At 50.7% G+C, this 21,028-nt stretch carries 23 protein-coding genes and 2 pseudogenes; 10 read left to right on the forward strand and 15 right to left on the reverse strand.

The window, feature by feature from the left end:
- Positions 1 to 3 precede the first annotated feature (3 nt).
- The 13 genes and pseudogenes from ACN0YN_RS25825 to ACN0YN_RS25885 form a co-directional block, all read right to left on the reverse strand.
- Entirely contained in the window at positions 4 to 1,128 is a 1,125-nt protein-coding gene (locus ACN0YN_RS25825; RefSeq protein WP_417387915.1) for an endonuclease/exonuclease/phosphatase family protein, read from the reverse strand.
- 27 nt (positions 1,129 to 1,155) lie between these two features.
- Positions 1,156 to 1,746 carry a DUF421 domain-containing protein gene (locus tag ACN0YN_RS25830; RefSeq protein WP_417387916.1) on the reverse strand — a complete coding sequence of 197 codons (591 nt, stop codon included), beginning with the start codon at positions 1,744 to 1,746 and terminating at the stop codon, positions 1,156 to 1,158.
- Between the two features lie 110 nt (positions 1,747 to 1,856).
- Positions 1,857 to 2,276 (reverse strand): hypothetical protein, encoded by a 420-nt coding sequence (locus tag ACN0YN_RS25835; RefSeq protein WP_417387917.1) that lies wholly within the window; start codon positions 2,274 to 2,276, stop codon positions 1,857 to 1,859.
- A gap of 86 nt (positions 2,277 to 2,362) precedes the next feature.
- Positions 2,363 to 2,707 (reverse strand): contact-dependent growth inhibition system immunity protein, encoded by a 345-nt coding sequence (locus ACN0YN_RS25840; protein WP_417387998.1) that lies wholly within the window; start codon positions 2,705 to 2,707, stop codon positions 2,363 to 2,365.
- Positions 2,708 to 2,857: 150 nt separating this feature from the next.
- Positions 2,858 to 3,520 carry a class I SAM-dependent methyltransferase gene (locus ACN0YN_RS25845; RefSeq protein WP_417387918.1) on the reverse strand — a complete coding sequence of 221 codons (663 nt, stop codon included), beginning with the start codon at positions 3,518 to 3,520 and terminating at the stop codon, positions 2,858 to 2,860.
- A 134-nt stretch (positions 3,521 to 3,654) separates the two neighbouring features.
- Positions 3,655 to 3,867, reverse strand: coding sequence for a hypothetical protein (locus tag ACN0YN_RS25850; RefSeq protein WP_417387919.1), 213 nt, complete (start codon positions 3,865 to 3,867; stop codon positions 3,655 to 3,657).
- Positions 3,868 to 3,870: 3 nt separating this feature from the next.
- Positions 3,871 to 3,956 (reverse strand): annotated as a pseudogene (locus ACN0YN_RS25855) (YjbQ family protein); the annotation flags it as partial.
- A gap of 206 nt (positions 3,957 to 4,162) precedes the next feature.
- The gene (locus tag ACN0YN_RS25860; protein ID WP_417387920.1) at positions 4,163 to 4,552 is read right to left on the reverse strand and encodes a hypothetical protein; all 390 of its coding nucleotides are present in this window, start codon (positions 4,550 to 4,552) and stop codon (positions 4,163 to 4,165) included.
- Positions 4,553 to 4,578: 26 nt separating this feature from the next.
- Positions 4,579 to 4,747, reverse strand: a pseudogene (locus ACN0YN_RS25865) (YjbQ family protein); the annotation flags it as partial.
- A gap of 33 nt (positions 4,748 to 4,780) precedes the next feature.
- Positions 4,781 to 5,020 (reverse strand): hypothetical protein, encoded by a 240-nt coding sequence (locus ACN0YN_RS25870; RefSeq protein ID WP_417387921.1) that lies wholly within the window; start codon positions 5,018 to 5,020, stop codon positions 4,781 to 4,783.
- A 2-nt stretch (positions 5,021 to 5,022) separates the two neighbouring features.
- Positions 5,023 to 5,457, reverse strand: coding sequence for a secondary thiamine-phosphate synthase enzyme YjbQ (locus ACN0YN_RS25875; RefSeq protein WP_417387922.1), 435 nt, complete (start codon positions 5,455 to 5,457; stop codon positions 5,023 to 5,025).
- A 327-nt stretch (positions 5,458 to 5,784) separates the two neighbouring features.
- Entirely contained in the window at positions 5,785 to 6,402 is a 618-nt protein-coding gene (locus ACN0YN_RS25880; RefSeq protein ID WP_417387923.1) for a hypothetical protein, read from the reverse strand.
- A 205-nt stretch (positions 6,403 to 6,607) separates the two neighbouring features.
- Positions 6,608 to 7,432, reverse strand: a complete 825-nt coding sequence (locus ACN0YN_RS25885; protein ID WP_417387924.1) for a class I SAM-dependent methyltransferase — start codon at positions 7,430 to 7,432, stop codon at positions 6,608 to 6,610.
- A 367-nt stretch (positions 7,433 to 7,799) separates the two neighbouring features.
- Between ACN0YN_RS25885 and ACN0YN_RS25890 the strand changes: the two genes are divergently transcribed.
- Both ACN0YN_RS25890 and ACN0YN_RS25895 read left to right on the forward strand, forming a co-directional pair.
- On the forward strand, positions 7,800 to 9,323 hold the full coding sequence (locus ACN0YN_RS25890) for a tetratricopeptide repeat protein (protein WP_417387925.1): 1,524 nt from the start codon (positions 7,800 to 7,802) through the stop codon (positions 9,321 to 9,323).
- 270 nt (positions 9,324 to 9,593) lie between these two features.
- Complete coding sequence (locus ACN0YN_RS25895; protein WP_417387926.1) at positions 9,594 to 12,014, forward strand: ATP-binding protein; 2,421 nt, start codon at positions 9,594 to 9,596, stop codon at positions 12,012 to 12,014.
- A gap of 12 nt (positions 12,015 to 12,026) precedes the next feature.
- On the opposite strand, the gene ACN0YN_RS25900 is transcribed toward ACN0YN_RS25895, so the two are convergent.
- Positions 12,027 to 13,070 carry a 3-deoxy-7-phosphoheptulonate synthase gene (locus ACN0YN_RS25900; protein WP_417387927.1) on the reverse strand — a complete coding sequence of 348 codons (1,044 nt, stop codon included), beginning with the start codon at positions 13,068 to 13,070 and terminating at the stop codon, positions 12,027 to 12,029.
- Between the two features lie 57 nt (positions 13,071 to 13,127).
- A complete protein-coding gene (locus ACN0YN_RS25905) occupies positions 13,128 to 13,649 on the reverse strand; it encodes a shikimate kinase (protein ID WP_417387928.1) in 522 nt (173 codons plus the stop codon).
- A gap of 398 nt (positions 13,650 to 14,047) precedes the next feature.
- Between ACN0YN_RS25905 and ACN0YN_RS25910 the strand changes: the two genes are divergently transcribed.
- The 8 genes from ACN0YN_RS25910 to ACN0YN_RS25945 all read left to right on the forward strand — a co-directional run bounded on the left by ACN0YN_RS25910 (position 14,048) and on the right by ACN0YN_RS25945 (position 21,022).
- Positions 14,048 to 14,617, forward strand: coding sequence for an RNA polymerase sigma factor (locus tag ACN0YN_RS25910; RefSeq protein WP_417387929.1), 570 nt, complete (start codon positions 14,048 to 14,050; stop codon positions 14,615 to 14,617).
- Positions 14,610 to 15,047, forward strand: a complete 438-nt coding sequence (locus ACN0YN_RS25915; RefSeq protein WP_417387930.1) for a hypothetical protein — start codon at positions 14,610 to 14,612, stop codon at positions 15,045 to 15,047. The genes ACN0YN_RS25910 and ACN0YN_RS25915 overlap by 8 nt, the downstream gene beginning before the upstream one ends.
- Positions 15,048 to 15,058: 11 nt before the next feature.
- Positions 15,059 to 16,264, forward strand: coding sequence for a GspE/PulE family protein (locus tag ACN0YN_RS25920; protein ID WP_417387931.1), 1,206 nt, complete (start codon positions 15,059 to 15,061; stop codon positions 16,262 to 16,264).
- An 83-nt stretch (positions 16,265 to 16,347) separates the two neighbouring features.
- Positions 16,348 to 17,436, forward strand: coding sequence for a type II secretion system F family protein (locus tag ACN0YN_RS25925; protein WP_417387932.1), 1,089 nt, complete (start codon positions 16,348 to 16,350; stop codon positions 17,434 to 17,436).
- An 81-nt stretch (positions 17,437 to 17,517) separates the two neighbouring features.
- The gene (locus tag ACN0YN_RS25930; RefSeq protein WP_417387933.1) at positions 17,518 to 18,753 is read left to right on the forward strand and encodes a type II secretion system F family protein; all 1,236 of its coding nucleotides are present in this window, start codon (positions 17,518 to 17,520) and stop codon (positions 18,751 to 18,753) included.
- 69 nt (positions 18,754 to 18,822) lie between these two features.
- The gene (locus tag ACN0YN_RS25935) at positions 18,823 to 19,935 is read left to right on the forward strand and encodes a type II secretion system F family protein (RefSeq protein WP_417387934.1); all 1,113 of its coding nucleotides are present in this window, start codon (positions 18,823 to 18,825) and stop codon (positions 19,933 to 19,935) included.
- A 20-nt stretch (positions 19,936 to 19,955) separates the two neighbouring features.
- Positions 19,956 to 20,411, forward strand: a complete 456-nt coding sequence (locus ACN0YN_RS25940) for a type II secretion system protein (protein WP_417387935.1) — start codon at positions 19,956 to 19,958, stop codon at positions 20,409 to 20,411.
- A complete protein-coding gene (locus ACN0YN_RS25945; RefSeq protein ID WP_417387936.1) occupies positions 20,411 to 21,022 on the forward strand; it encodes a PulJ/GspJ family protein in 612 nt (203 codons plus the stop codon). The genes ACN0YN_RS25940 and ACN0YN_RS25945 overlap by 1 nt, the downstream gene beginning before the upstream one ends.
- Positions 21,023 to 21,028 lie beyond the last annotated feature (6 nt).

Below are 21,028 nucleotides of genomic sequence, written 5' to 3' on the forward strand. Positions count from 1 at the left end.
ATTTTATTCCGGAGCGGGATGTTTTTCCCTGGCAGACTGCACAGCTTCGGCAGCGTCTTTCTGGTCCCCGACATCCAGATCTGGCCCTTCCTGGGTAGCAGCCGCCTCGGGTTCATAACTCAGTTCCACCAGCAGCGGGAAGTGATCCGAACCAATGTAAGGCAGCGTACGGATTTCGGCCACGCGGAAGTCATCGGAGACAAACAGATAATCCAGCGGATAACGCCAGATCCAGGAGGTGGCGTCAAATGTCGCGAACAGGCCGCGACCTTTACGCGGGTCGAGCAGGCCACTGACTTCCTGAAACAGATTGGTGGTTCGCGACCAGCCCACATCATTCAGATCACCCAGTACGATGGCACTTTTGTTCTGACTGACTTCACGACCGGCGAGCACCAGCTCGGCATCGCGCTTGGTGGTATCTTCTCCCGGGCGGGGAGGATTAGGGTGAATGGCAAACAGCCGCACCTCTTTACCGGAACGCAGCTGGATCGTGACATCGATCGATGGAATGTCCTTTTTCACCAGTCCTCGCACTTCCGCAGACTTGACCGGCAGGTTGCAGTAAAACGCAATACCATACGTGTTTTCCAGGGGATGTGTGAGGTGATAGGCGTATTTGTTTTCGAGAGCCGCCAGGTCCGAAATCCAGCGCTGATTGACTTCACAGAGTACGACGATGTCCGGCTGTTCGCGATCAATCAACTTCAGCACCGCCGATGCATTGGTGTTCTTCTGCAATACATTAGCGGTCATAATTCGCAGTCGGGTTTCCGGATTGCTGGACTGAGCCGTTTCGACTTCATTCGGGGCGATCGTGAGGTAGGGAAAAATCCAGAACAGCTGAATGCCGATGCCTGCGCATAATGCGAGTGCGGCAATTTTCGCAGACAATCGCTTACAAAATGGAATAATTGCCAGCAGAACGAAGACATAACAGAACAGAAGCTGCAGCCGAGGAAAATCACCGATTCGTACCCACCACCAGTCGACCAGCAGCAAAGGCAGAAACGCGGTCAACGACAGGATCACGCAGACCAGCAATACGACGTACCACAACCAGCGACGCCAGTGGAACGCGCCGGAAGCCGTTTCTGTTTTTTTCTCAGTAGTGATTGTACTGTTCAATATGATAGTCCGCTCTTGAAATCGTTTTCAGGAAACGCAGGTACGGGCAATCGTCTCAGAAGGATGCTCGTGGTTTTCAAACAACTGTTCTGCGCCGATTACATTTCTAAAAAAGTCAGGTTCCAGTTTCGCATCGGGATCTGCTGAATGCAAAACAGAGATATCGCCCGTTGTCTCAAACACGACAGCTAGTACCTGGTCGGCATTCAATGCGTTTGCCTCGCGCAGTTTTCCATAAACGTCGTCGCGGGTGATATTCGCTTTTTTAAGATTCTCATCCAGCATCGTACTGCCGCGCATCAGCAGCAGAGGTTCATTATCAACGAGCTTACTGAACCAGATAAAATGCTGTCTGAGCATCGCCAGTATCCATTGCCCGACAAACAGACTTGCCAGTGCCGTCAGACCGATGACGAGTGTAGGCGTGGAACTGGAAATGGTCGAAGCAAACAACGAACCGACGGCAACCGTCATTGCGAAGTCGGCAGCAGACATCTTGGAAAAACTTCGCAGCCCTGTCAGCCGGGTATAGAACAGAATCACAGCATAAGTCACTAGGCACGACAGCAGCACCATCGGAATTTCAGTCCATTGATCTGTGATCCACTTTTCAAACATGGAACCGCCTTTCTGATGAGACTACAGGGAGTTTGTTTCTTATTGCATCCCAACAGACATTTGCATATCCCATGCCAAACCCGGAAAATCGCCGGGCGCTGAAAGAATTTTCAGGGTGTTTTCTCGCCAAAAGTCACATGATAAGCCCAGTCGATCAGATCTTCCCGGTCCTGCAGTCGATAGAGTTGCCTGTCGAAAGAGTTACCCGGTCGGCGGAGCATGCCCTGCGGTCCCCGTTCGCCGATGCGACATTCCAGCCAGTTGACGCGATCCAGATCAGGGTCGATCTGCAGTTGAACATACGTTGGCACCACCGTCTGATCACGGATCAGCCAGCTTAAGCCAAAATGAATCGCTTCCCTTTCACCGGACCGTTTAGCAACCAGCGGTATCAGATCATCCAGCGCATCCGATTTCCATTCAGGATGAATCTCGGCAAGCACTTCCGGGATAAAATAGTCGAACGCACTCAAGAGTCGTCGGCAATCTTCGGTCTCTTCAAAAGGCGCACCCACTGCAGTCTGGTTCAAGAGTACCCGCAGCGATTGTGCGACGATGATTTCTGCTTTCGAAAGTTCGCGGTTGTCTTGTTTGTTGTTGAATGAAATTTCTCCTGTTACGGATCGGTCAGTGAGTCTGGTGCATTCGCCAAAACCTGGCGGACAATTCTTGTTTCGTCTTCTTTCAGCGAGCCTAATATTTCGTTTGCTTTGGTGATGACCCGACGAAGTACTTCGCGCTTGTCGGTGTGCAGACTCCAGAATGACTCCCGGATGCCTAATACAGCGTTCAGTAAATCACCGGGATAACAGTGGCCCTCCGCCAGTGGATTTTCTTCGAGAGATTCCAAGGCAAGAGGAATAAGAAAAAACAAACTGATCTGTTGACCGATCATAATTCGCAGATCTTCTGTTGAGAAGTCCTCCAGAGGAATCCGCCGTAAACGATGACAGGTTATCACAAGGGAAGAGTCGAAGTCTGGTTCACCCCAGTCATCGTTTTCCAGTTCCTGCAAACTTTTTCGACGGTCGAAATTGGTTTTCAATTTCAAACTCCAATGTCTTTCACCAGAATCTGCTCCAATGTCGGCTTCACATGATAATGATACCTGTCATTTCCAGCCGGCCATGACGGCGAAACCGAACCGTTTAAAGAAAACGTCGCACCGGTTCAGGCCGGCGTCAGCGAAGCGTGCGAGATGCCAGTCAACGGAGGCGTACTGATCGATAGACATTCTCTCCAGGGTAGCAGACCATTCTGCATCGTCTGTCCCCAGTTCGCGCGCCTGTTGCTCATGCATCGTCCGATACAGGTCCGTATGCCAGGGAGAGGGTCCCGCCACCTGGTCGGCGTTGATAAAGATGCCACCGTCGGCCAGTGCCTCGGAGACGCGTTGAAACAGCCGGGCTTTCTGATCGTCGGCTAAGTGATGAATGGCCAGACTGGAAATGACCGCATCAAACGGGCCGACTGGTAACGTTTCATCGAACGAGCTGTGCACCGCCGTAACGGAATACTGTTGCAGCCGCGTCTTCGCCACGTCGAGCATTTCCGCAGACTGGTCTAACAGAGTGACAGTAGACTCTGGCGAACGGTTCAGAATGAATTCGGAAAAAAGACCGGTGCCACAACCCAGGTCCAGGATCCGCGCCTCAGCGGGGACGGTCATCTCAACGAGCGTTGCCGCGGTTCCATAAAAGGCATCAAAATCGGGAACCAGCCGCCGCCGCGGTTCATCGTAAGTTTCAGGATCCCAGGTTGTCGAATGGTCCATCTGTGCTTCTCTTCGTTCGTAGTAAAAAACAAATTTGTGAATGTGAATTTTCGAAAGTCGAATTGTACCTGTCGGCTGCTTTCTTATCACACATTGAATTTTATAATTTCAGGCAGGTCACACCGGAAACAATTTTATCTCGACTCGCTCAGTTTTTCTTTCAACCATGTTATGCCCCGTTCGGTTCCCTGTAGCCAGTCCGTCAGCATGTCCTCCGTATTCACCAGTGCCTTCGGGTTTAGCTGGTGCAGTTCCAGAATCAATTCTTCGACTTCTGCAGGAAAGGGATGATGTCCGTGATTCAAGAGATCTGTCAGCGGATGGTCACCCGGTCGTCCATTAGGCATATTTCATTCTCCGATAATCTTCACCAGAATCCGTTTCCTTCGCCGGCCGTCGAACTCGTAATAAATAAATGCTCCCACGGTCCCAGGTGCGACGCTCAAAGAACATCATATCCTCAGAATTTCGAGATGTGTACGCCGAAGTTGGTACCAGGGCCGCTGAACTCCGAGATCAGGGGAAGACTCAGATTGAAGTCTGCGAAGCTCTGAACGATCTTGGGTTCAGGACTCGCACTGGTAAACTCTGGAGGTATCCTCAGTAGATCGTGAAATTGCTGCGTTCGTATTAGCAGGTTGATCAATCTCCAAAACAGACGACAGCACATTGACGTGATTGGGCCTGAGTAATCAGATCAATGAGCTTCGTCAACAATGTTTGGAGTTCGGGCTTCGTTACTTTCGACATGACAGCATTGTCACCACGCCACCCGATGCATACATTCCACTCAGCTGGTTTTTCTCTGGCTTCTGCGGATGCCCTTTCAAGGATCGCAAGTAGAACTGGTTGATCGTTCGCACTGAAGACAGCATTGTCATACAGATCAATCATCTGTCCCGTCTGTTCGTACACGTCTTGAAAGAACGGAAAAAGAAACCAGTAGTAACCATCATCTTCCAGATAGATACCCGAAGTGTAATCTGCATTGTGGACATCGTCTGTGCGAGAAAGTCCAATTGCTACAGCCATGACCTTGCTCCAAGGGCTACTCCCCAATCATCTTCACCGGTCCGATTATGCAAATACCCACCGGAAGCCGGATCGCTTGCCCGCATCGAAGGGAGCGAGCTGCTCCAGCCAGCGATCATAGTCGGCATGCAGTCCCGATTCGTTATCGTTGATGAAGACCGAAGCGGTGATATGCATTGCGTTCCCCAGGCACATTGTGTCACACACTCTCCTTTGTTGTTTCAGGTACTACTCAGTTATGTAACGTTCAACACCAATGATTTTACCATTCGTCGGGTCTATGATCACGGTGAATTCCGAATTTGGTAATCGAAGGTCAAATGGGATGTCATCAAGCGGAACCTCATGTGGTGCGCCTCCGTCAGCCAGGCCTTGTCCGTATCCAATGAACACAGTCAGGTATCCGGGACGCAGACTGGCAAGTACTTTCGCAGGAAATCTGTAGGGGGTGTCAAACTGACTACTCATTCTCACTCCCCAATAATCTTCACCAGAATTCGTTTCCGCCTGCGACCATCAAACTCGTAATAAAAAATGTGTTCCCACGGTCCCAGGTGGAGCCGGCCGTCGGTGATGGCGACGACGACTTCGCGGCCCATGATCTGGCGTTTGTGGTGGGCGTCGGCGTTGTCTTCGCCCGTACGGTTGTGCAGATACCCGCCGGTATTGGGATCACTGCCTGCATCGAAGGGAGCGAGCTGTTCCAGCCAGCGATCATAGTCGGCATGCAGACCGGATTCGTTGTCGTTGATGAAGACCGAAGCGGTGATATGCATCGCGTTCACCAGGCACAGGCCGTCCTGGACGCCGCTTTGTGAGACCAGTTGTTCGACCTCGTTGTGAATCGAAATGATCTGGCGGCGTTGGGGGATGTCCATCCAGAGTTCTTTTGTCAGTGATTTCATCTTGGCAATTTATCCTGTCGCTTAGATATGTTTGAGTATTTGCAAACGCATGAAACTGGAACGCATCACATTCAAGTATAGCGTCTCTCAATCTAATATACTCGGGCCAAACAGTCCTGGAAACGCTACAGTAAAACGGGACACAGTCTAAAAATCATAACGAAATAGTTAAGTGCAGCCAGGAACGTGTATCCCCTGAATAGCATTCACCCCGTTAGTAACTGCGATTACAGCGGTTTACACTCGTTTGCTGGCATGGTGTAGCAGGAGTTCAAAGCTTTGGGCTGGACCGCTTATTATTTTGGAGCTCGTCCGTTACTTTTGTGTTTACTGTTTCGAATCAAAAATATCTTGCAACAGTTTCCATTGGGCCGAACGTTCAGCGCGTCGGGCCAATAGATGTGGGTGCATGGGGTCTATCTCAGGGGTGCCTTCAGCACCGGCGTAGTATGCTTCGTTGTCATAGGCAACCGAATTCGCAACGACTCGAACGGAAAGTTCAGCAGCACCCGGAAGAATAAAGGCAGCACAGTAAGCTGCACCTGCGAGATCACCACCCATCTTGACTGCTGCATCGTCATAATTCGGGTCTTCGCCGGGGACAGGGGCACAGGCGGCAATGTCCCCAAATTGGTTGTATATATCATCCGCTTTTTGGGCCGCCTTTTCTCGCTCGGCATCTGTTGTGTGTCCGTCAGCAAACCGTTCGGAGGTTTCGATGGCATTTCGTATAACCTCCCAAACCTCGCCAAGCACCACGCCGCGCGAGGGGAGAAAATAATTCACCATTTGAGAAATTCGATCTCGATGCTCGTCGTTGAGAAGATCATACGCATGCCGACAACAGGCACAGTAGAACAATTGCAGTTTGCGGTTATCTCCAAGATTCATAAGGAAGGCGCTCTGGTCGCCATCTTTGCAGTCGAGCCATTCTAATTCCGTCACGAGTTTCTCCTTGTCCGAAACTGAACGTTATAGGCCATCACCGATCTGGTCATATTACAACGAATGGTGTCTGACAAACAGGGTCACCGCTTGATTTTCAAGAATGGTGGGATACGACGCGTCAGGAACTCGAAATCGTGGCGTGAGAACAGTCTGGGCTAAATTGGTTCTGTGTCAACCAGGATCAGTCAGTGGAATTTCGATTTCACTTTTGAAAGAACTGCTTCAATCTGTCTTTTGATCTTTTGACGATGAAGTGGCTTCTCAGTTTCGAGTTTAGCCACTTGACGCCTGGTAGATATTTCAGGAAATTCAGCTTTAAGACCAGCGCATCCATCCGTTTCAGTGCCTCGTTATCGGAATAGCGATAGCCTTCTGCCTGATCGTATTCTCCGCCGTTGTCGGTACGCTCTGATATGCGGTTCGATGCACTTCGGTTAATGTGAAAGGCGACGAAAGATTCATACGTCTGAATCGACCAGACCCGATGGTCGGCGGCGGTTTTGTCAAACTGGCTATAGCGCTGATTGATTTTGTCGATGAAACGTTTGACGTATTCCAGAAAGGAAAATCGTCTAAAGCCGAACCCATCCATATAAGAAGTATGCGTATCTTCGACGACGAGCATGCCATGGTCGTTGATCATGTCGAGCAGCATTTCGGTTGTGATAATCTGTTGTTCGAAGGTATGCCCGCCATCATCCAGGATCACATCTGCCCGGCCGACCTGGTTTTTAAACTCCTGCCAGAACTGTTCGTCAGCCTGATTACCGATAAAAATTTCAAAGCCTTCGCTTTCCCATTTTCTGGCGTTCGGATTCATGTCGACGCCAATAATTCTGGCTTGCGGACCCAGAAACTCACGCCACATAAAAAGCGAGCCACCCCCCAGCACACCAATTTCAACGAACGTGATTTCCTGTCCCCGATAGCGGGAAAACAGGTCGTCGTATACTTCGAAGTACGTGCTGTGTTTGATGCTTTTATAGGGACTCTTCAAATAAGCCTGGTAGCTTAACGTCTCTTTCATTTCTCTTTCTTCCTGCAGCGACAGCGCTGATGTGCCCCCGCGATTCCCTCGTAGAACCTGTATTCCATATCGACAAAGCGGCTGGTCTGGTGAAAACGCAAATCAAGTGTCTATCATACAGTACACAAGCCAGATCGTCATTTGAAGCAGCCGTTGATTACGACAGCTCTCCAGTGTCTGTGATCAATGTCGGCAGATCAGAGCGAGTCTGACAGAAAAAAGAGGGGATCATGATTTAACACGTGATCAAATGTGTTACTATAGGTGGTTGGCAGAGCGAATCTCATTTCAATTGGCTGCTGCCTGTTTCTATTAGCTGTCCCAAAACGGACCTGTTTCCGTCCATCAATTTACCAGGCCAGACTCGATGATGATAAAGACGTTGATTTTGGGGATGATCCTGTTTGCAGGTTTCACTTTCGTTGGATGCAGCGACCAGGTGCCGCCACCTGAAATGGATGGCGAACCTGTGTCTGAGCAGGAAACCAGACCTGATCCTGGCAAAACAAATGCGGAAAAAGTACAGGAAGCTTCAGCGCCCCCCGTTCCACAATGGGAGACACCGGAGGAATGGGTGGCGTTGATGAAGCGGACCTTAAATATTCCTCAACAAAGAGAGCAGGATTCCAGCGGATCGGTAAAGCAGACCAAAATCAGGAGGCCATTAACTGTGGGGAGTGTCCTTGGCATGCAGAATACGGAGAACGATTCTGAAAAAGCTGTCTTCCCGCAGTATCACAAGCTGGTCGCAAATGGATCGATTGAGAGATTAAACGCAGCACTTAACGAGGCGGAATTGATTTCTGATGCGGGTGAGCAGGCGGAAGCGTATTGTGGTATCGCCTGGGCTCTCATGGACGAGGAAGTCTTCCAGCGGTCAAAGCCATATCTGGTTCAGGGTGAAAAATTATTGCCTCAGGTTCAGGATCCACTGAAGCACGAAGAGTTGCTGAATCTGTACTCAAAAGCATATGCGCGGGCGGGGGACAAAGATAAAGCTGTCGAAGTAGCGCAACAAATCGCGAATCTGGATCTACGCAAAAAAACGATGATTTCCATCCCGGGGCAGATCGCGAAAACGGGGAATGTCGAGCAGGCCCTGAGTTTTGTCGAGACCATTCAGGACCGGAAATCTCAATCGGAGGCGCTCCAGCAGATTACTTTCGTATTGGCGAAGTCAAATGCCTGTAATCAGGCGCTGACGATTGCGAAGCAGATCACCGATGAGGAAACCAGGTTGAAAGCGCTGGAGGGAATTGCTCTGGAACTTGCAAAAGCACGCAGAGGCAGTCAGGCTCTGAAAGTGGTTCAACAAATCAAATTTTTACATCGTCGCCCCTGGTTTCTGCGATCGCTGGCAAAATTGCTGATCGAGACAGGTCACTCTGAACAGGCACTGGAAATTGCTCCGTTGATTGACGGTTCCCGAGAACAGTCCACTTACCTGATGGAAGTGGCGATCGCTCTTGCTGAGACCGGAAAATCAAAACAGGCGCAGGAGGTCGTGCAGCAGATTCCTGTGCTCGACAGCCGGCGCATTGCAGTCGCGAAGGTGGCTTCAGGTCTCTTCAACGCAGGTCAAGTCCATGATGCACTGGAGCTGACTCAGCAGATTGCATATGACAATCAGAAAGTCCGGTTGTTGTATGGAATCGCCTCTGCGCTTCATTCTAAGGGAGGGGACAAGCAAAAACTCATTGCGTTGAAAGAGGCAGTGGCTGCATCAGTCCGATTGGGTGAGACCCCTTCCTTTGCCACGGCAATTCGAGTTCTGTCGGAGGAATCCCGGCGTTCAGAACAGGGAACTTCAACTCAACTCAAGTCAGCCTTTACGCCTGAAGAGCAGCAACTCGCAGAAGAATTACTGCAGGCCGCTCAGCAGAAACAGTAATTGGGGTCTCAAATTGCCCGGTTTCAGGATGCTGATGTGTAGCGGAAATCCGTACATTTCCCTTGTTTTATAGTTTACAAATTCACATGACCGGCAGTGATATCCCTCACAAAAATATTGAAACATGACGATTATGCGATCTCCTGTCCCAGCCTCTGTCTGAATGGCGCAAGATCAATTAATTTCTCAGCTCAGCATCTTCAATTTCAAGCTAAATTTCTTCCGCAGTTAAATTTAATGATTCTTATGAAGCGCTGAGAAACTCCTGTCATGTTAAATAATGAACATTCCCATACGAAAGTTTTACTGACCATCAAACGAAGTCTGACTCTATTTGTTCCGTTGTCCGTAATGATCATCGGTGTGGCTGCGATTGTCTGTTATCAGAAACATGCGTCTGACAGACTGGTCGTAGAACACGAAGCACGGAATTCGATTGACCTGGCTCATGATAAAATCGTGATCGAATTCAGCTCGGTATTCAGAACACTCAAATTTCTTGCGCGAAATGATCAACTCCAGGCTGCACTCAAGGGAACTGAAAGTTCCAGTCAGCAGGCCAGAACAGAACTGGTTCAGGAACTCATCAGGGTTGCTGAGAGCTCCGGGCATTTTGATCAAGTACGGCTCTTCAATTCCAAAGGCAGGGAAACCCTGCGTATTAATTATCGAGGAGGAGTACCCGTCGTGGTTCCAGAGTCGGAACTGCAGGATAAATCGTCGCGGTATTATTTTCAGGAATGCTTCCAGTTGAATCACGGAGAAATTTATATCTCTCCGATGGATTTGAATGTAGAGCATGGAGTCATTGAACAGCAGCAGATAACCGCTGAAGTGTCGCAAGAAAAACAGCAGCACCCCCACTGGAGGGATACCGGATCTGGTGTCCGAGTGAAACCGATCATTCGAGTTGGAACACCTGTGTTCGATTCTGCTGGAAACAAGCATGGAATTCTCATGCTCAACTACTGTGCGAACGAGATATTAAATCATGTCGATGTCCAGGAACAACTCGCTGGTCAGCATGGGCTGGCAGCAGAACTCTTGTTGATCAATCAGCAGGGATACTGCTTAAGAAGCGATCAGCCTCGGAACGACTGGAACTTTATGTATCCGGATCGCGCTGAGAATCGATTTCTGACGGAGTATCCGGAAGTCTGGAAATTGATGCAGGAACAGCAGGAAGGGCAGATCGAAAACCAATCGGGGTTGTTCACGTATTCTGATATTGGATTCAAAAGTACCGCCAGGCTCATGGAACAAGAGCCTTTCATCGGTCTATTCAGTTCTAATCACAATGAAGCGGGAGTGATTCCGGTCTGGAAAATCGTTTCCTTCATACCTCAATCAAAACTCGCAGCACGTACGGCGCAATTTGATTTCTGGGCGTTCTGGGTTGTCGTTGCACTGGAATTCATGGTTGCTTCCGGTTCAGTCATCATTGCCAGGAACTCTGTTCAGCGGGAACAGATTCAGCGGGATCTGGTTCAGGCCAAAGAGGCTGCTGAAGTTGCCAACCATACGAAAAGTAATTTTCTGGCAAACATGAGCCACGAGATTCGTACTCCCATGACTGCCATTCTCGGCTTTACAGACCTGCTGCTGGACCAGTGTGAAGAAGAAGGAAACAATTCCAGCGAGCAAATATCTTCGCTGCAGACAATCAAACGCAATGGGGATTATCTGTTGTGCCTGATCAATGATATTCTGGATCTGGCGAAAGTCGAAGAAGGAATGTTGACGCTGGAAGAGATTGAATTTTCCTTACCTGTCTTGCTTTCGGAACTCGAGTTCCTGTTTCAGGAAGTGGTACACAACAAGGGAGTTCATCTGGAAATTCGCTGTGTGGGTCCTGTACCTGAAATGGTTAAAACAGATCCCACACGTCTGCGTCAGGTTCTGGTCAATCTGCTTGGTAATGCGATCAAGTTTACAGAAAAAGGATCTGTGGTTCTGGAAGTAAGACGAAGCGATTCCTTGCCGTTGTTCCTGAATTTTAAAATCACTGATACCGGAATCGGAATCGCGCCGGAAGAAATCAAAAACCTGTTTGTTCCGTTCACGCAGGCAGATTCTTCCACAACGCGCCAGTATGGAGGAACCGGACTGGGACTGACCATCTGTAAAAAAATCGTCGAAAACCTGGGAGGCTCAATCAATCTGGAAAGTGAATTAAATAGAGGAACCACTGTGACATTCACTTTGCCCATTGGGGAAATGAAACATGAATCTTCCGGAATCTCAGACACAGGTTCCAGCCTGGATACCAGATCCCGTTTCGAAATCATGAATCAGCTCAAAAACCTGAGAGTGTTGCTGGTGGAGGATGGTCTCGACACGCGCAAGTTAATTTCATTTATCCTGTCAAAAGCGGGAGCGCATGTCACGACCGCTGAAAATGGTCAAATCGCTCTGCAGGAGATTGAAACATCTGTTGTGGCTGGTAACTGGTTTGACGTCATCGTCATGGATATGCAAATGCCGGTTTTGGATGGCTATGCAGCAACACGGACATTGCGGGATCAGGGATGTGAAATTCCCATCATCGCCATTACCGCCAATGCTCTCGCAGGAGATGCAGAAAAGTGTCTGGACTGCGGCTGTGATGGTTATGTTTCAAAACCCGTTGATCGAGTGCAACTGATACAGCTGATTCTACAGCACACTCAAAAAACGGCTCTGTCTTCTTAAACCAGCTGACGCTTACGACAGCTTTTCGTGAGCCGTCATGATCAGGGTTTCGGTCTCTTCCCAGTCGATGCATTCGTCAGTGATCGAGACGCCGTACTGGAGCTGTGACAGATCTTCGGGCAGACTCTGATTGCCGGAATGCAGATTGCTTTCCAGCATCAGGCCGATAATCGTATCGTTGCCGGCGACGCGCTGGTCGATGACGTCGTTCCAGACTTTCCCCTGGTTACGATAGTCTTTGCTGGAATTCGCATGGCTGCAGTCGACCATGAACCGGGGTGACAGGCCGGCGGCCTGCAGGCTCTTGCTGGCTTCTTCCAGATGTTCCCGCGAGTAGTTCGGGCCGGAACGTCCGCCACGCAGAATCAGGTGACCCCAGGGATTACCTTTGGTGTTGACCACACAGGTCTGACCGTCCGCATCGATTCCCAGAAAACTGTGCGGGCTTTGTGCGGCAAGCATCGCATTCAGCGCGACGTCCAGACTGCCGTCCGTACCGTTTTTATAACCGACGGGCATCGAGAGTCCACTGGCCATCTGGCGGTGTGTGGGGGATTCTGTAGTGCGGGCACCGATGGAAGCGATCGAGATCGCGTCGGCAATGTATTGAGGCGTGATCGGTTCCAGCATTTCGGTTGCGGCGGGCACGCCCAGTTCGCCGATCTGCAGCAACAGCTGGCGGGCGATCTTCAGACCGGACGAGACGTCGAAGGTACCATCCAGGTGTGGATCGTTGATCAGGCCTTTCCAGCCAACCGTGGTGCGCGGCTTTTCGAAATAGACCCGCATGATCAGGAACATCCGATCGTCCACTTTGGAGGCAAGTTCTTTCAGTCGCTTTGCGTACTCAATGGCGGCGTTGGGATCGTGGATCGAGCAGGGGCCGACGACTACGATGAGCCGATGATCTTCTCCCGAGAGAATGCGTTTGATCTGTTCGCGCGATTCGCCAACGGTCTCGGTGACTTTGTCGGTCCGCTTGTAAGTGTCTTTCAGTTCCTGTGGTGCAACCAGGCGGACGGAATCATGAATGTTGACGTTTTGAATGGGTAACATCGGCTTGCTATCGTTTTTCATTTACTATCAAAAGTTTGGTGTCAGTTGATGATCGTTTTAGAGATTCAACTGCTCACAGATCAGGGAAACGACTTCCTCAGGTGTCAGCAGCGACGACTCGATTTTTAATTGTGCATACAGTTCATACAGTGGGAAGCGACTGTCGTATAAGTCGGCCAGCGTTGTTCCCGGTTCAATCAGCACGCCCCGGTCAAACGCATCGGCCACCCGCTGCTCCAGTACTTCGGGTGACACATCCAGCCAGACTATGGTACCAAGACTGCCGAGATGTTGCATGGCTTCGCGGCTGTAACAGACGCTTCCGCCAGTAGAAATTACCGATCCTGCTGATTGGATCGATTGAACATATGCTGCCTCGATTTTCCGGAATCCCTCAGACGAGTGATGCGAGATGATTTCCGCCAGCCGTTTCGACTCGCCGGCTTCAATTAATGCATCCGTATCCAGAAAGGGAAGACCTGTCTGTTCAGACAGTAGTTTCCCCACGGTCGACTTTCCCGACCCGGGCATACCAATCAGGATGACCCCCTGTTTCTCAGGTGCACTTTCAGCAGCCATCCGGGGACTCCGTCATCTGCGGAATTTCAGGGAGGCGCTGGTTTTTTTTCAGGAAGGCACAAAGATCGGTGCACAAAAACATGAAAGCAGTATCTATCTGATAAATAAGGGCTTACGATTATTCGAGTCCGCCGGAATTGAAAAAATATGAAAATTCCGGTGAAAAGCAAAACAAATAATATCGCAAATCAGTTCTAATAGGAACTGTGTGAAAAGTGAGCGAAATATCATTGTTATTTTCCGGTCCGATTCAACACAAGGAGAGAGCTGATATTTGTGCTGAATTCACACAAATTTTACTCGTCATCGCAGCCTGGCAGTTCTGTCAGGACATTCTTACTGTGAATCAGCAGTGAGAATCAGAGTTTTTCAAAAACTTTGCAGAATTGAATTCCATCGTGGAACAACTGTCACCAGTCAAATTTGCCGCGAAAATCCGATGTTGTGCCAATGATCTGCACGATCAGGGGGTCGACCGGCTGGGTTCGCTCTACGATTTGACATCGGAGCGACTGGTGCGTTATGCCGTCACCGTGACCCGGAATATGCCGGATGCGGAAGATGCGATTCAGGCGACCATGGTACGAATCGCCATGAAACCAAAAATTCTGGCAACCGCGCAGCAGCCCTGGGCCTATCTGTTACGGGTCACCCGCAACGAAGCCTTACGGATTCTGCAGAAGCGGAAGCCGTTTCAGATATTTGCACAGTGCCGACAGCTCTGGGCACGAGATGAAGAAATTGTAGAAGAAAACGATCAGGCGCGTTTGATCCGCAAGGCATTGAAGCGCCTGCCAACCAATCAGTCAGAAGTAGTGGTCTTGAAGATCTGGGAAGACATGACTTTTGCGGAAATTGCCAGTGTGCTGGATGAATCGCCGAATACTGTGGCCAGTCGTTATCGTTATGCGCTCCAGAAGTTAGATAATTATTTGCGTCCCGTGACGCATGAGGATATCAATGTTTGAATTCGAAGATCACGATTCTCTGGAAGAACAGTTGCTGCAGGCCGGTACCTCTGCAGCCGTTCCCCTGCGCGACGGACTTCGTCAGCAGGTTCTGGAAGCGGCACAGCAGGCGGGGAATCGTCGGCGCTGTCAGCGAAGATGGATTACCTGCAGCATGCTACTTGTCTGCTGCGGTCTGTTCTGGTGTCTGCGTGGGACCGGTACCGCTGCGACCGAAGCGCCAGGCTGGTCCAAAGCGATCTACATGAAGGGGAATGAAGTGTTAGGCATTTCCACCGTCACCCGCCAGTCGACACCCATCAAGACCGACTGGAATTCAGTGCAGGCCACTCTAAAACATTCGGGTGAATGGGGGCTCGTCGATGCCGTCGTTCAGTTTCGCAATGAGCGTGCAGGAACGATTGAGCAGATCTTTCATCGAGGCGATTAATGCAGGAGAGTTTGTCACAACATTTTCAGGAGCAGCTCCCTGAAAAACCTGAGAATCACCCGGAGTATGTCACCGAGCTGGTCGATCTGATTTTAAATCAGGCCCAGGACATCAATGCCAGCGACATTCACCTGCTGCCTTCCGAATCCCGAATGCGCATGGACTGGCGCATTGACGGCGTCTTACATCACGTCGCCGATTTTTCACCGGAACTCGCGCCGCGGATTACCTCGCGACTCAAAGTTCTGTCGCATCTGCTGACCTATCGTACGGATGTGCCTCAGGAGGGACGCCTGCGACAGCAGGGGGAACAGGCGGTTGAAACACGCATCAGTACCTTTCCCACTCTGTATGGCGAGAAAGTGGTGGTCCGATTATTTGTCGGTTCAGGGCAGTATAAACATCTGGAAAGCCTGAATCTGCCTGGTGAAATTCTGTTCGAACTGCAGCGACTGCTGTCTCAGACCGGGGGCGTCATCCTGATGACGGGGCCGGCGGGCAGCGGGAAAACGACAACCATCTACGCCTGTCTGCGCGAAATCATTCGGCAGTCTCAAGGATCTCGCAGTTTGGCTTCACTGGAAGATCCGATTGAAGTCGTCGTGCCCACGGTTGCGCAATCGCAGGTGAATCCGGCTGCCGGATTCGATATGGTCCTCGGTCTGCGTTCCCTGCTCAGACAGGATCCAGAAGTCATTATGGTCGGCGAAATCCGCGACCGGGAAACCGCGGAAACCGTCTTCCAGGCATCGCTTTCCGGGCATCTGGTCGTCACTACATTTCATGCCGGCAGTGCGACGGAAGCGGTGAGTCGCCTGTCGGATATGGGCATCGAACCGTATCTGCTGCGCAGCGGTCTGCTGGCGATTTTGAGCCAGCGCTTGCTCAGGCGGCTCTGTACGTGTGCAGAACATTCACAAGCCGAAGAAGATCGAATGGGCCTGGACGTTGAACAGTGGAAAGTGCCCGTCGGTTGTCAAGAGTGCGGACAGACCGGCTATCAGGGACGTATGGTCCTGACCGAAATGTTACAGCCCGGTCAGTCCGAAGTGGCGAATGCGATCCTGAATCGATCCGATGCGACGGTCCTGCATCAGCTCGCCATCCAGTCGGGGATGCGGACCCAGTGGGACCGTGCACTGGAGGCAGTGAATCAGGGACTCACCAGCCCGGCGGAAGTCCGTCGGGTACTGGGGATGACGCGAAATAATGGATAACGGGTAGCCGGTTTTTTCAACGCTGAAGTACGGATGAAAACTGGACGCAGCATTAATCGTTTCTGACAAAAGCAGGTGTGACTATGAATTCAAGAGACGATTCTGAATCGAACGAGAGCAGTGAGACCCGCTTTGAACTCGATGAGCTGATCGCGCTGAACGAAGAAATCATTTCACTGGTTCAGGCCGGAATTCCCCTGGAACTGGGGCTCCGCGAAATGGGAAATGAACTCCCGGATCGGCTCGGGAGAATCACCGCTGATCTGGCAACCAGAATGGAGCGGGGCAGTACGCTGCCGGAAGCAATGGACGCGGAAGGGGACAGTTTTCCTCTCGTGTATCGCGTGATTGTGGAAGCGGGCATCAAGTCGGGTAAGCTGACGGTGGCGCTGGAAGAGATGTCAAACTACGCGTGGGAACTGTTTCATCTGCGCCGCCAGATCGGCATGGCGATGGTCTATCCGCTGATTGTGTTCAGCCTGGCATATGGGTTGTTCATGATCTTCCTGTTTGAAGTCCTGTCGCGATTCAATGCTGCTTATGATATTTTCCGTCTTGGTGAATCAAAGCCTCTGCAGTTATTGAACTCAATGCAGTCCACGGTCATTTACTGGGGTATGGTTCCGCCGCTGCTGCTGTTTCTGTTTGTTATTGTCTGGATGAGGACCGGCAGTTCGCAGTTACTGAATTTCAAAGGGACCAGCCGTCTGATTGGCTGGATTCCCGGCGTGCAGAAGATTGCCAACTATTACCGGTACGGCAATTTTTCTGAACTCATGTCGCTGTTAATTCAGCAGAACATTCCCTTTGCCGAATCGGTCGTGCTGGCTGCAGAAGCGACTGGCGATGATCAGCTGGTGAAATCGGCTACCCTGATGGCGGAGCGGCATCTGCATGCACAGCCGGAAACAGTCGTAACCACAAAAGAATATGGCTGGCCTCCGCTGTTAACCTGGTTGCTGACCACGAAAAATCACCAGGGGGAACTCAGTCTGGCGCTCAAAAATGCGGCAGATATGTATCGGAGGAAAGCTACCAGCTATACACGCTGGTTTCGCGTTTTGTTTCCGATCTTTACCGGCGCGATCATCGGCGGAGGAACGGTATTATGCTATTCTCTGGTATTATTTCTTCCGTTCTCGGACATGCTTAAACAATTAGCCCAGCCATGAGGTTCTTACAGTGAGAGGTCATTGTTGTGATCCGGGTTTTAACGATTGCAGGGATTGCATGTATTACGGGATGGCTGTCAGATGATTTGGTATCGTTACCAGGGAACCAACTCGCAAGGTAAACATGTTTCCGGCCGCATCCACGCCGCAGACCGGGATGAGGTTGCGAGCCGGTTGCAGGATCAGGGACTCAAGATCGAACGGATCGAAGAGGAAGAATCAGAGCTGGCCTGTTCCATTCCCGGCGTGTCTGCTTCTGCAGGCAGTCAGAAGCTGTCGTCCCGCGACTACGATGTGATTTCCGATCACCTGTCTGATCTGACACGTGCGCGGCTCCCTTTATCGACGGGGTTGGAAGCGGTTTCGCATGAGATCGAAAATCCGCGTCTGCGGTCCGCTGTCCAGAAGCTGGCTTCACAACTGGATGCCGGCAACGATCTGGAAACGGTGCTCGCCGACTCCCGGGCTCCGCGTGAACTGTGTGCGCTGGTGCATGCCGGCACGCGCTCCGGGAAGATGAGCGAAATTCTGGCGGACTATGTCGCACATACCAGGCAACTCTCGGAGATGAGAAGCCAGTTACTGATGGCACTCAGCTATCCTCTGATCCTGATGGCGTTTGCCATGCTGATGTTCCTGAGCATCATGCTCTGGATCCTGCCTGCCTTTGAATCGATTTATCTCGATTTCGGAATCGATCTACCGACAATGACGTTTACCATGCTGGAAATGTCCATTTTCCTGCGGACGCAATGGTGGTGGTATCTGCCTGCCGGACTGCTGCTGGCGGGATGTTATCTGCTGTTGATGAAAACAGAGCGCGGCCAGATGTGGTCGCAGAAAATATTATATCGTCTGCCTTTGATTGGCGGACTGCTCAGTGGCCTGTCTGTCTCGCGGTTTTCGCATCTGCTGGCTTTGCTGGTCGACAACCAGGTTCCGTTCCTTGAAGCACTTAAGATGACCGGGGAAAGTTCCAGTAATTATGAAATTCGCAATGCCTGCCGAAAGTTTTCGGAGTCGGTTTCGTCCGGGCAGGCGGAGATTGCTTCCCTGGAGTCATTGAAGATATTTCCGGCGACGTTTTTGCAGACTTTAGCCAGTCAGTCAGGTGCCACATCTCATCAGGGCCCCCGCTATTCTGTTGAAATCCTGAATGCACTGTCGGACATGTTAAACAGTCAGACACGGGTTCGCATTACATTTTTCTCGTCAGTCGTTGAGCCACTGGTGATTATTTTCTGTGGCACGCTGATGGGTTTTCTGTTCATCGCCATGCTGGCCCCTTTAATTCAACTGTTGAACTGGCTGTCCTGAATCGGGTGGCTGACTGTATCGATATCAAAATCATTTACTCCAGAGAGCGACTGTCGCGTTCAATCACACATGGACAAGAAATCTCACTTCGAAAATCTGAATCGAATTTTTGGCAACGTAAGAAGTTCGTCGCCATTCGAGAACTTTCTGTCTTTCGGTCGCGTCTCTTATTCTCAACAGGTCGCGTTGCTGCGGATTCTGGCGATTGCCGCCGACAAACAGCTGCCTTTGATTGATGTTCTGGAAACATTCGGAAAAGACATTCGAGGTCACTGGCGCCACCAGATCATGCGACTGGTCGACCTGCTGCGGAGTGGAGTCCCCCTGGCAGAGGCGCTGGAGAAAATTCCGTACGTCATTCCCGCCAATGCGTTCTTTCTGGTCAAGGCGGGAGCGGAATCAGGAACGCTGCCTTCTGCATTGGCGCTGGCTGCGGAGGTGTGTGCCGAACAGCGCAATGAACGCGATTACCTGCGCCCCGGTATCGGACTTTATCTCTGTACGGTTTTTCTCATCATGATATTGGTCTTCATGTTCATCTGCTACTGGATCATTCCCAAGATGAAAAAAATCTATTACGACTTCAATATGGAACTGCCAGACCTGACGGTAGCAATCAACGATACTTCTGACCTGATCGTGACTTATTCTCCATTGATTTTACCGGGAATTCTGATTCTCTTTTTTTTGTATCTCAGACTCCGTCGAACCGGCTACCTGGAAAACGGCTGGCGTCCCCGGTTTGTGTCCGGGCGCTATTATCCCCGTCTGATTGCGCCGGATGTCTTACGCTTTCTGCATGTCACAACGGAATCCGGGCGACCCCTGCTGGGGGCATTTGAGACTCTGTCAAACACCACAAAAAATAAATATCTGTCTGCCCGCTTTAATGCGATTCTGGCAGATGTTCATAAAGGGAACGACTGCTGGACATCACTGCATGATTACAGTCTGCTGACTCCCAGTGAAGTGCGTCTGTTGCAGTCAGCACAACGGGCGGGAAATTTAAGCTGGGCACTCAAAGCGATTGCAAAAGGAATTGAGCGGCGCATCAATTATCGAATGGCGCTGCTGAGAGAATATCTGGAACCGACTTTTATTCTAGGACTGGGCTGTGTCGTGGGAATATTCGTCATCGGGCTGTTTTTGCCGCTGGTGACGATCATGAATGCCCTGTCTTAACCTCAGATAACGGTTGAAACGTGAGAAATCAAATTCAATATCACAGAGCCTGTTCAAGTCGTGTCGCATCGCCGGGATGTCGACGGCGCGGATTTACTCTGGTGGAGATGATGGTGGCTGGCGTGCTGCTGATGACGGTCTCCATGATCGTGGTGCCTGCAATTTACTGGGTGCATCGCGAACGCCGTCAGACCGAACGCCGTCAGATTGCGATTGTCGAAGTGGAAAATCTGATGGAGCGCACGGTTGCTTTGCCCTTCGATGAAGTAAAGCAGTCGACCGTGGACAAGTTCGCTTTATCGGAAAGTGTGGTCAGACAACTGCCTGATGCCAGTTTAGAAATTAAAATCAGTAATGCGGCTGATGTGAAGCAGATGAAAAAAATTCGGATCCAGCTCGACTGGAAGAACCAGCAGGGAATCAGAGAGATGCCGGTGAGCCTCACTTCCTGGGTCTGTCTGAAGGAACAGAAGTAATGCAGCGACGCGGATTTCATTTTTCGATCAGACAATACGGCTGTCCTCCAGGAATTTCTCTGGTGGAAGTCGTGGTGGCGATGGGCATCGCTTCGGTACTGATGGGTATCAGCATGACAACCATGCATACCGTGCTCCAGGCCGAACGTGAAACCAGCAAAGCCGCCTGGCTGGGTTCTTCGTTCCAGCGTTTTTCTCATCTGCTGCGCGCGGATATTCATGCGGCCGTTGCTGTGCGGTTTCCTGCAGAGGGGGGAGCAGAAATTACGCTGCAACAGCCCGACAATCAGAGTGTGACCTATCGTATCGATCAGCATCAGATTTTCAGAGTGGTCACCAGCCAGGGGAAAGAAGCGCACCGTGATGTCTTTTATCTGCCCGAGGGAAGTCATGCCCGCTTTTTCGAACAGCAGCGACTGCATCGTGCCGGAATTTCCATCGAAGAACCCGATCCCTTACAGCGGGTGTTGAACCATAAGAAAAACCAGTCTGACCAGTCCGGGAGACCGGCGGTCCAGGAATTGTCCATCATTTCTACCATCGGCCATGATTACCGATTAGCAGATTTGAAGCTGAAACAACCAGAAATAGAAACAAATAAAACCGAGTGACAGGGT

It is taken from the genome of Gimesia sp., assembly GCF_048260065.1.
Classification (GTDB): Bacteria; Planctomycetota; Planctomycetia; order Planctomycetales; family Planctomycetaceae; genus Gimesia.

What these genes read in the sequence shown, in the direction of transcription:
- ACN0YN_RS25830 (WP_417387916.1), bottom strand. Translation starts at nt 1,746, where the DNA reads ATGTTTGAAAAGTGGATCACAGATCAATGGACTGAAATTCCGATGGTG.
- ACN0YN_RS25845 (WP_417387918.1), bottom strand. Translation starts at nt 3,520, where the DNA reads ATGGACCATTCGACAACCTGGGATCCTGAAACTTACGATGAACCGCGG.
- ACN0YN_RS25850 (WP_417387919.1), bottom strand. Translation starts at nt 3,867, where the DNA reads ATGCCTAATGGACGACCGGGTGACCATCCGCTGACAGATCTCTTGAAT.
- ACN0YN_RS25860 (WP_417387920.1), bottom strand. Translation starts at nt 4,552, where the DNA reads ATGGCTGTAGCAATTGGACTTTCTCGCACAGACGATGTCCACAATGCA.
- ACN0YN_RS25870 (WP_417387921.1), bottom strand. Translation starts at nt 5,020, where the DNA reads ATGAGTAGTCAGTTTGACACCCCCTACAGATTTCCTGCGAAAGTACTT.
- ACN0YN_RS25875 (WP_417387922.1), bottom strand. Translation starts at nt 5,457, where the DNA reads ATGAAATCACTGACAAAAGAACTCTGGATGGACATCCCCCAACGCCGC.
- ACN0YN_RS25885 (WP_417387924.1), bottom strand. Translation starts at nt 7,432, where the DNA reads ATGAAAGAGACGTTAAGCTACCAGGCTTATTTGAAGAGTCCCTATAAA.
- ACN0YN_RS25890 (WP_417387925.1), top strand. Translation starts at nt 7,800, where the DNA reads ATGATGATAAAGACGTTGATTTTGGGGATGATCCTGTTTGCAGGTTTC.
- ACN0YN_RS25895 (WP_417387926.1), top strand. Translation starts at nt 9,594, where the DNA reads ATGTTAAATAATGAACATTCCCATACGAAAGTTTTACTGACCATCAAA.
- ACN0YN_RS25900 (WP_417387927.1), bottom strand. Translation starts at nt 13,070, where the DNA reads ATGTTACCCATTCAAAACGTCAACATTCATGATTCCGTCCGCCTGGTT.
- ACN0YN_RS25905 (WP_417387928.1), bottom strand. Translation starts at nt 13,649, where the DNA reads ATGGCTGCTGAAAGTGCACCTGAGAAACAGGGGGTCATCCTGATTGGT.
- ACN0YN_RS25915 (WP_417387930.1), top strand. Translation starts at nt 14,610, where the DNA reads ATGTTTGAATTCGAAGATCACGATTCTCTGGAAGAACAGTTGCTGCAG.
- ACN0YN_RS25925 (WP_417387932.1), top strand. Translation starts at nt 16,348, where the DNA reads ATGAATTCAAGAGACGATTCTGAATCGAACGAGAGCAGTGAGACCCGC.
- ACN0YN_RS25930 (WP_417387933.1), top strand. Translation starts at nt 17,518, where the DNA reads ATGATTTGGTATCGTTACCAGGGAACCAACTCGCAAGGTAAACATGTT.
- ACN0YN_RS25935 (WP_417387934.1), top strand. Translation starts at nt 18,823, where the DNA reads ATGGACAAGAAATCTCACTTCGAAAATCTGAATCGAATTTTTGGCAAC.
- ACN0YN_RS25945 (WP_417387936.1), top strand. Translation starts at nt 20,411, where the DNA reads ATGCAGCGACGCGGATTTCATTTTTCGATCAGACAATACGGCTGTCCT.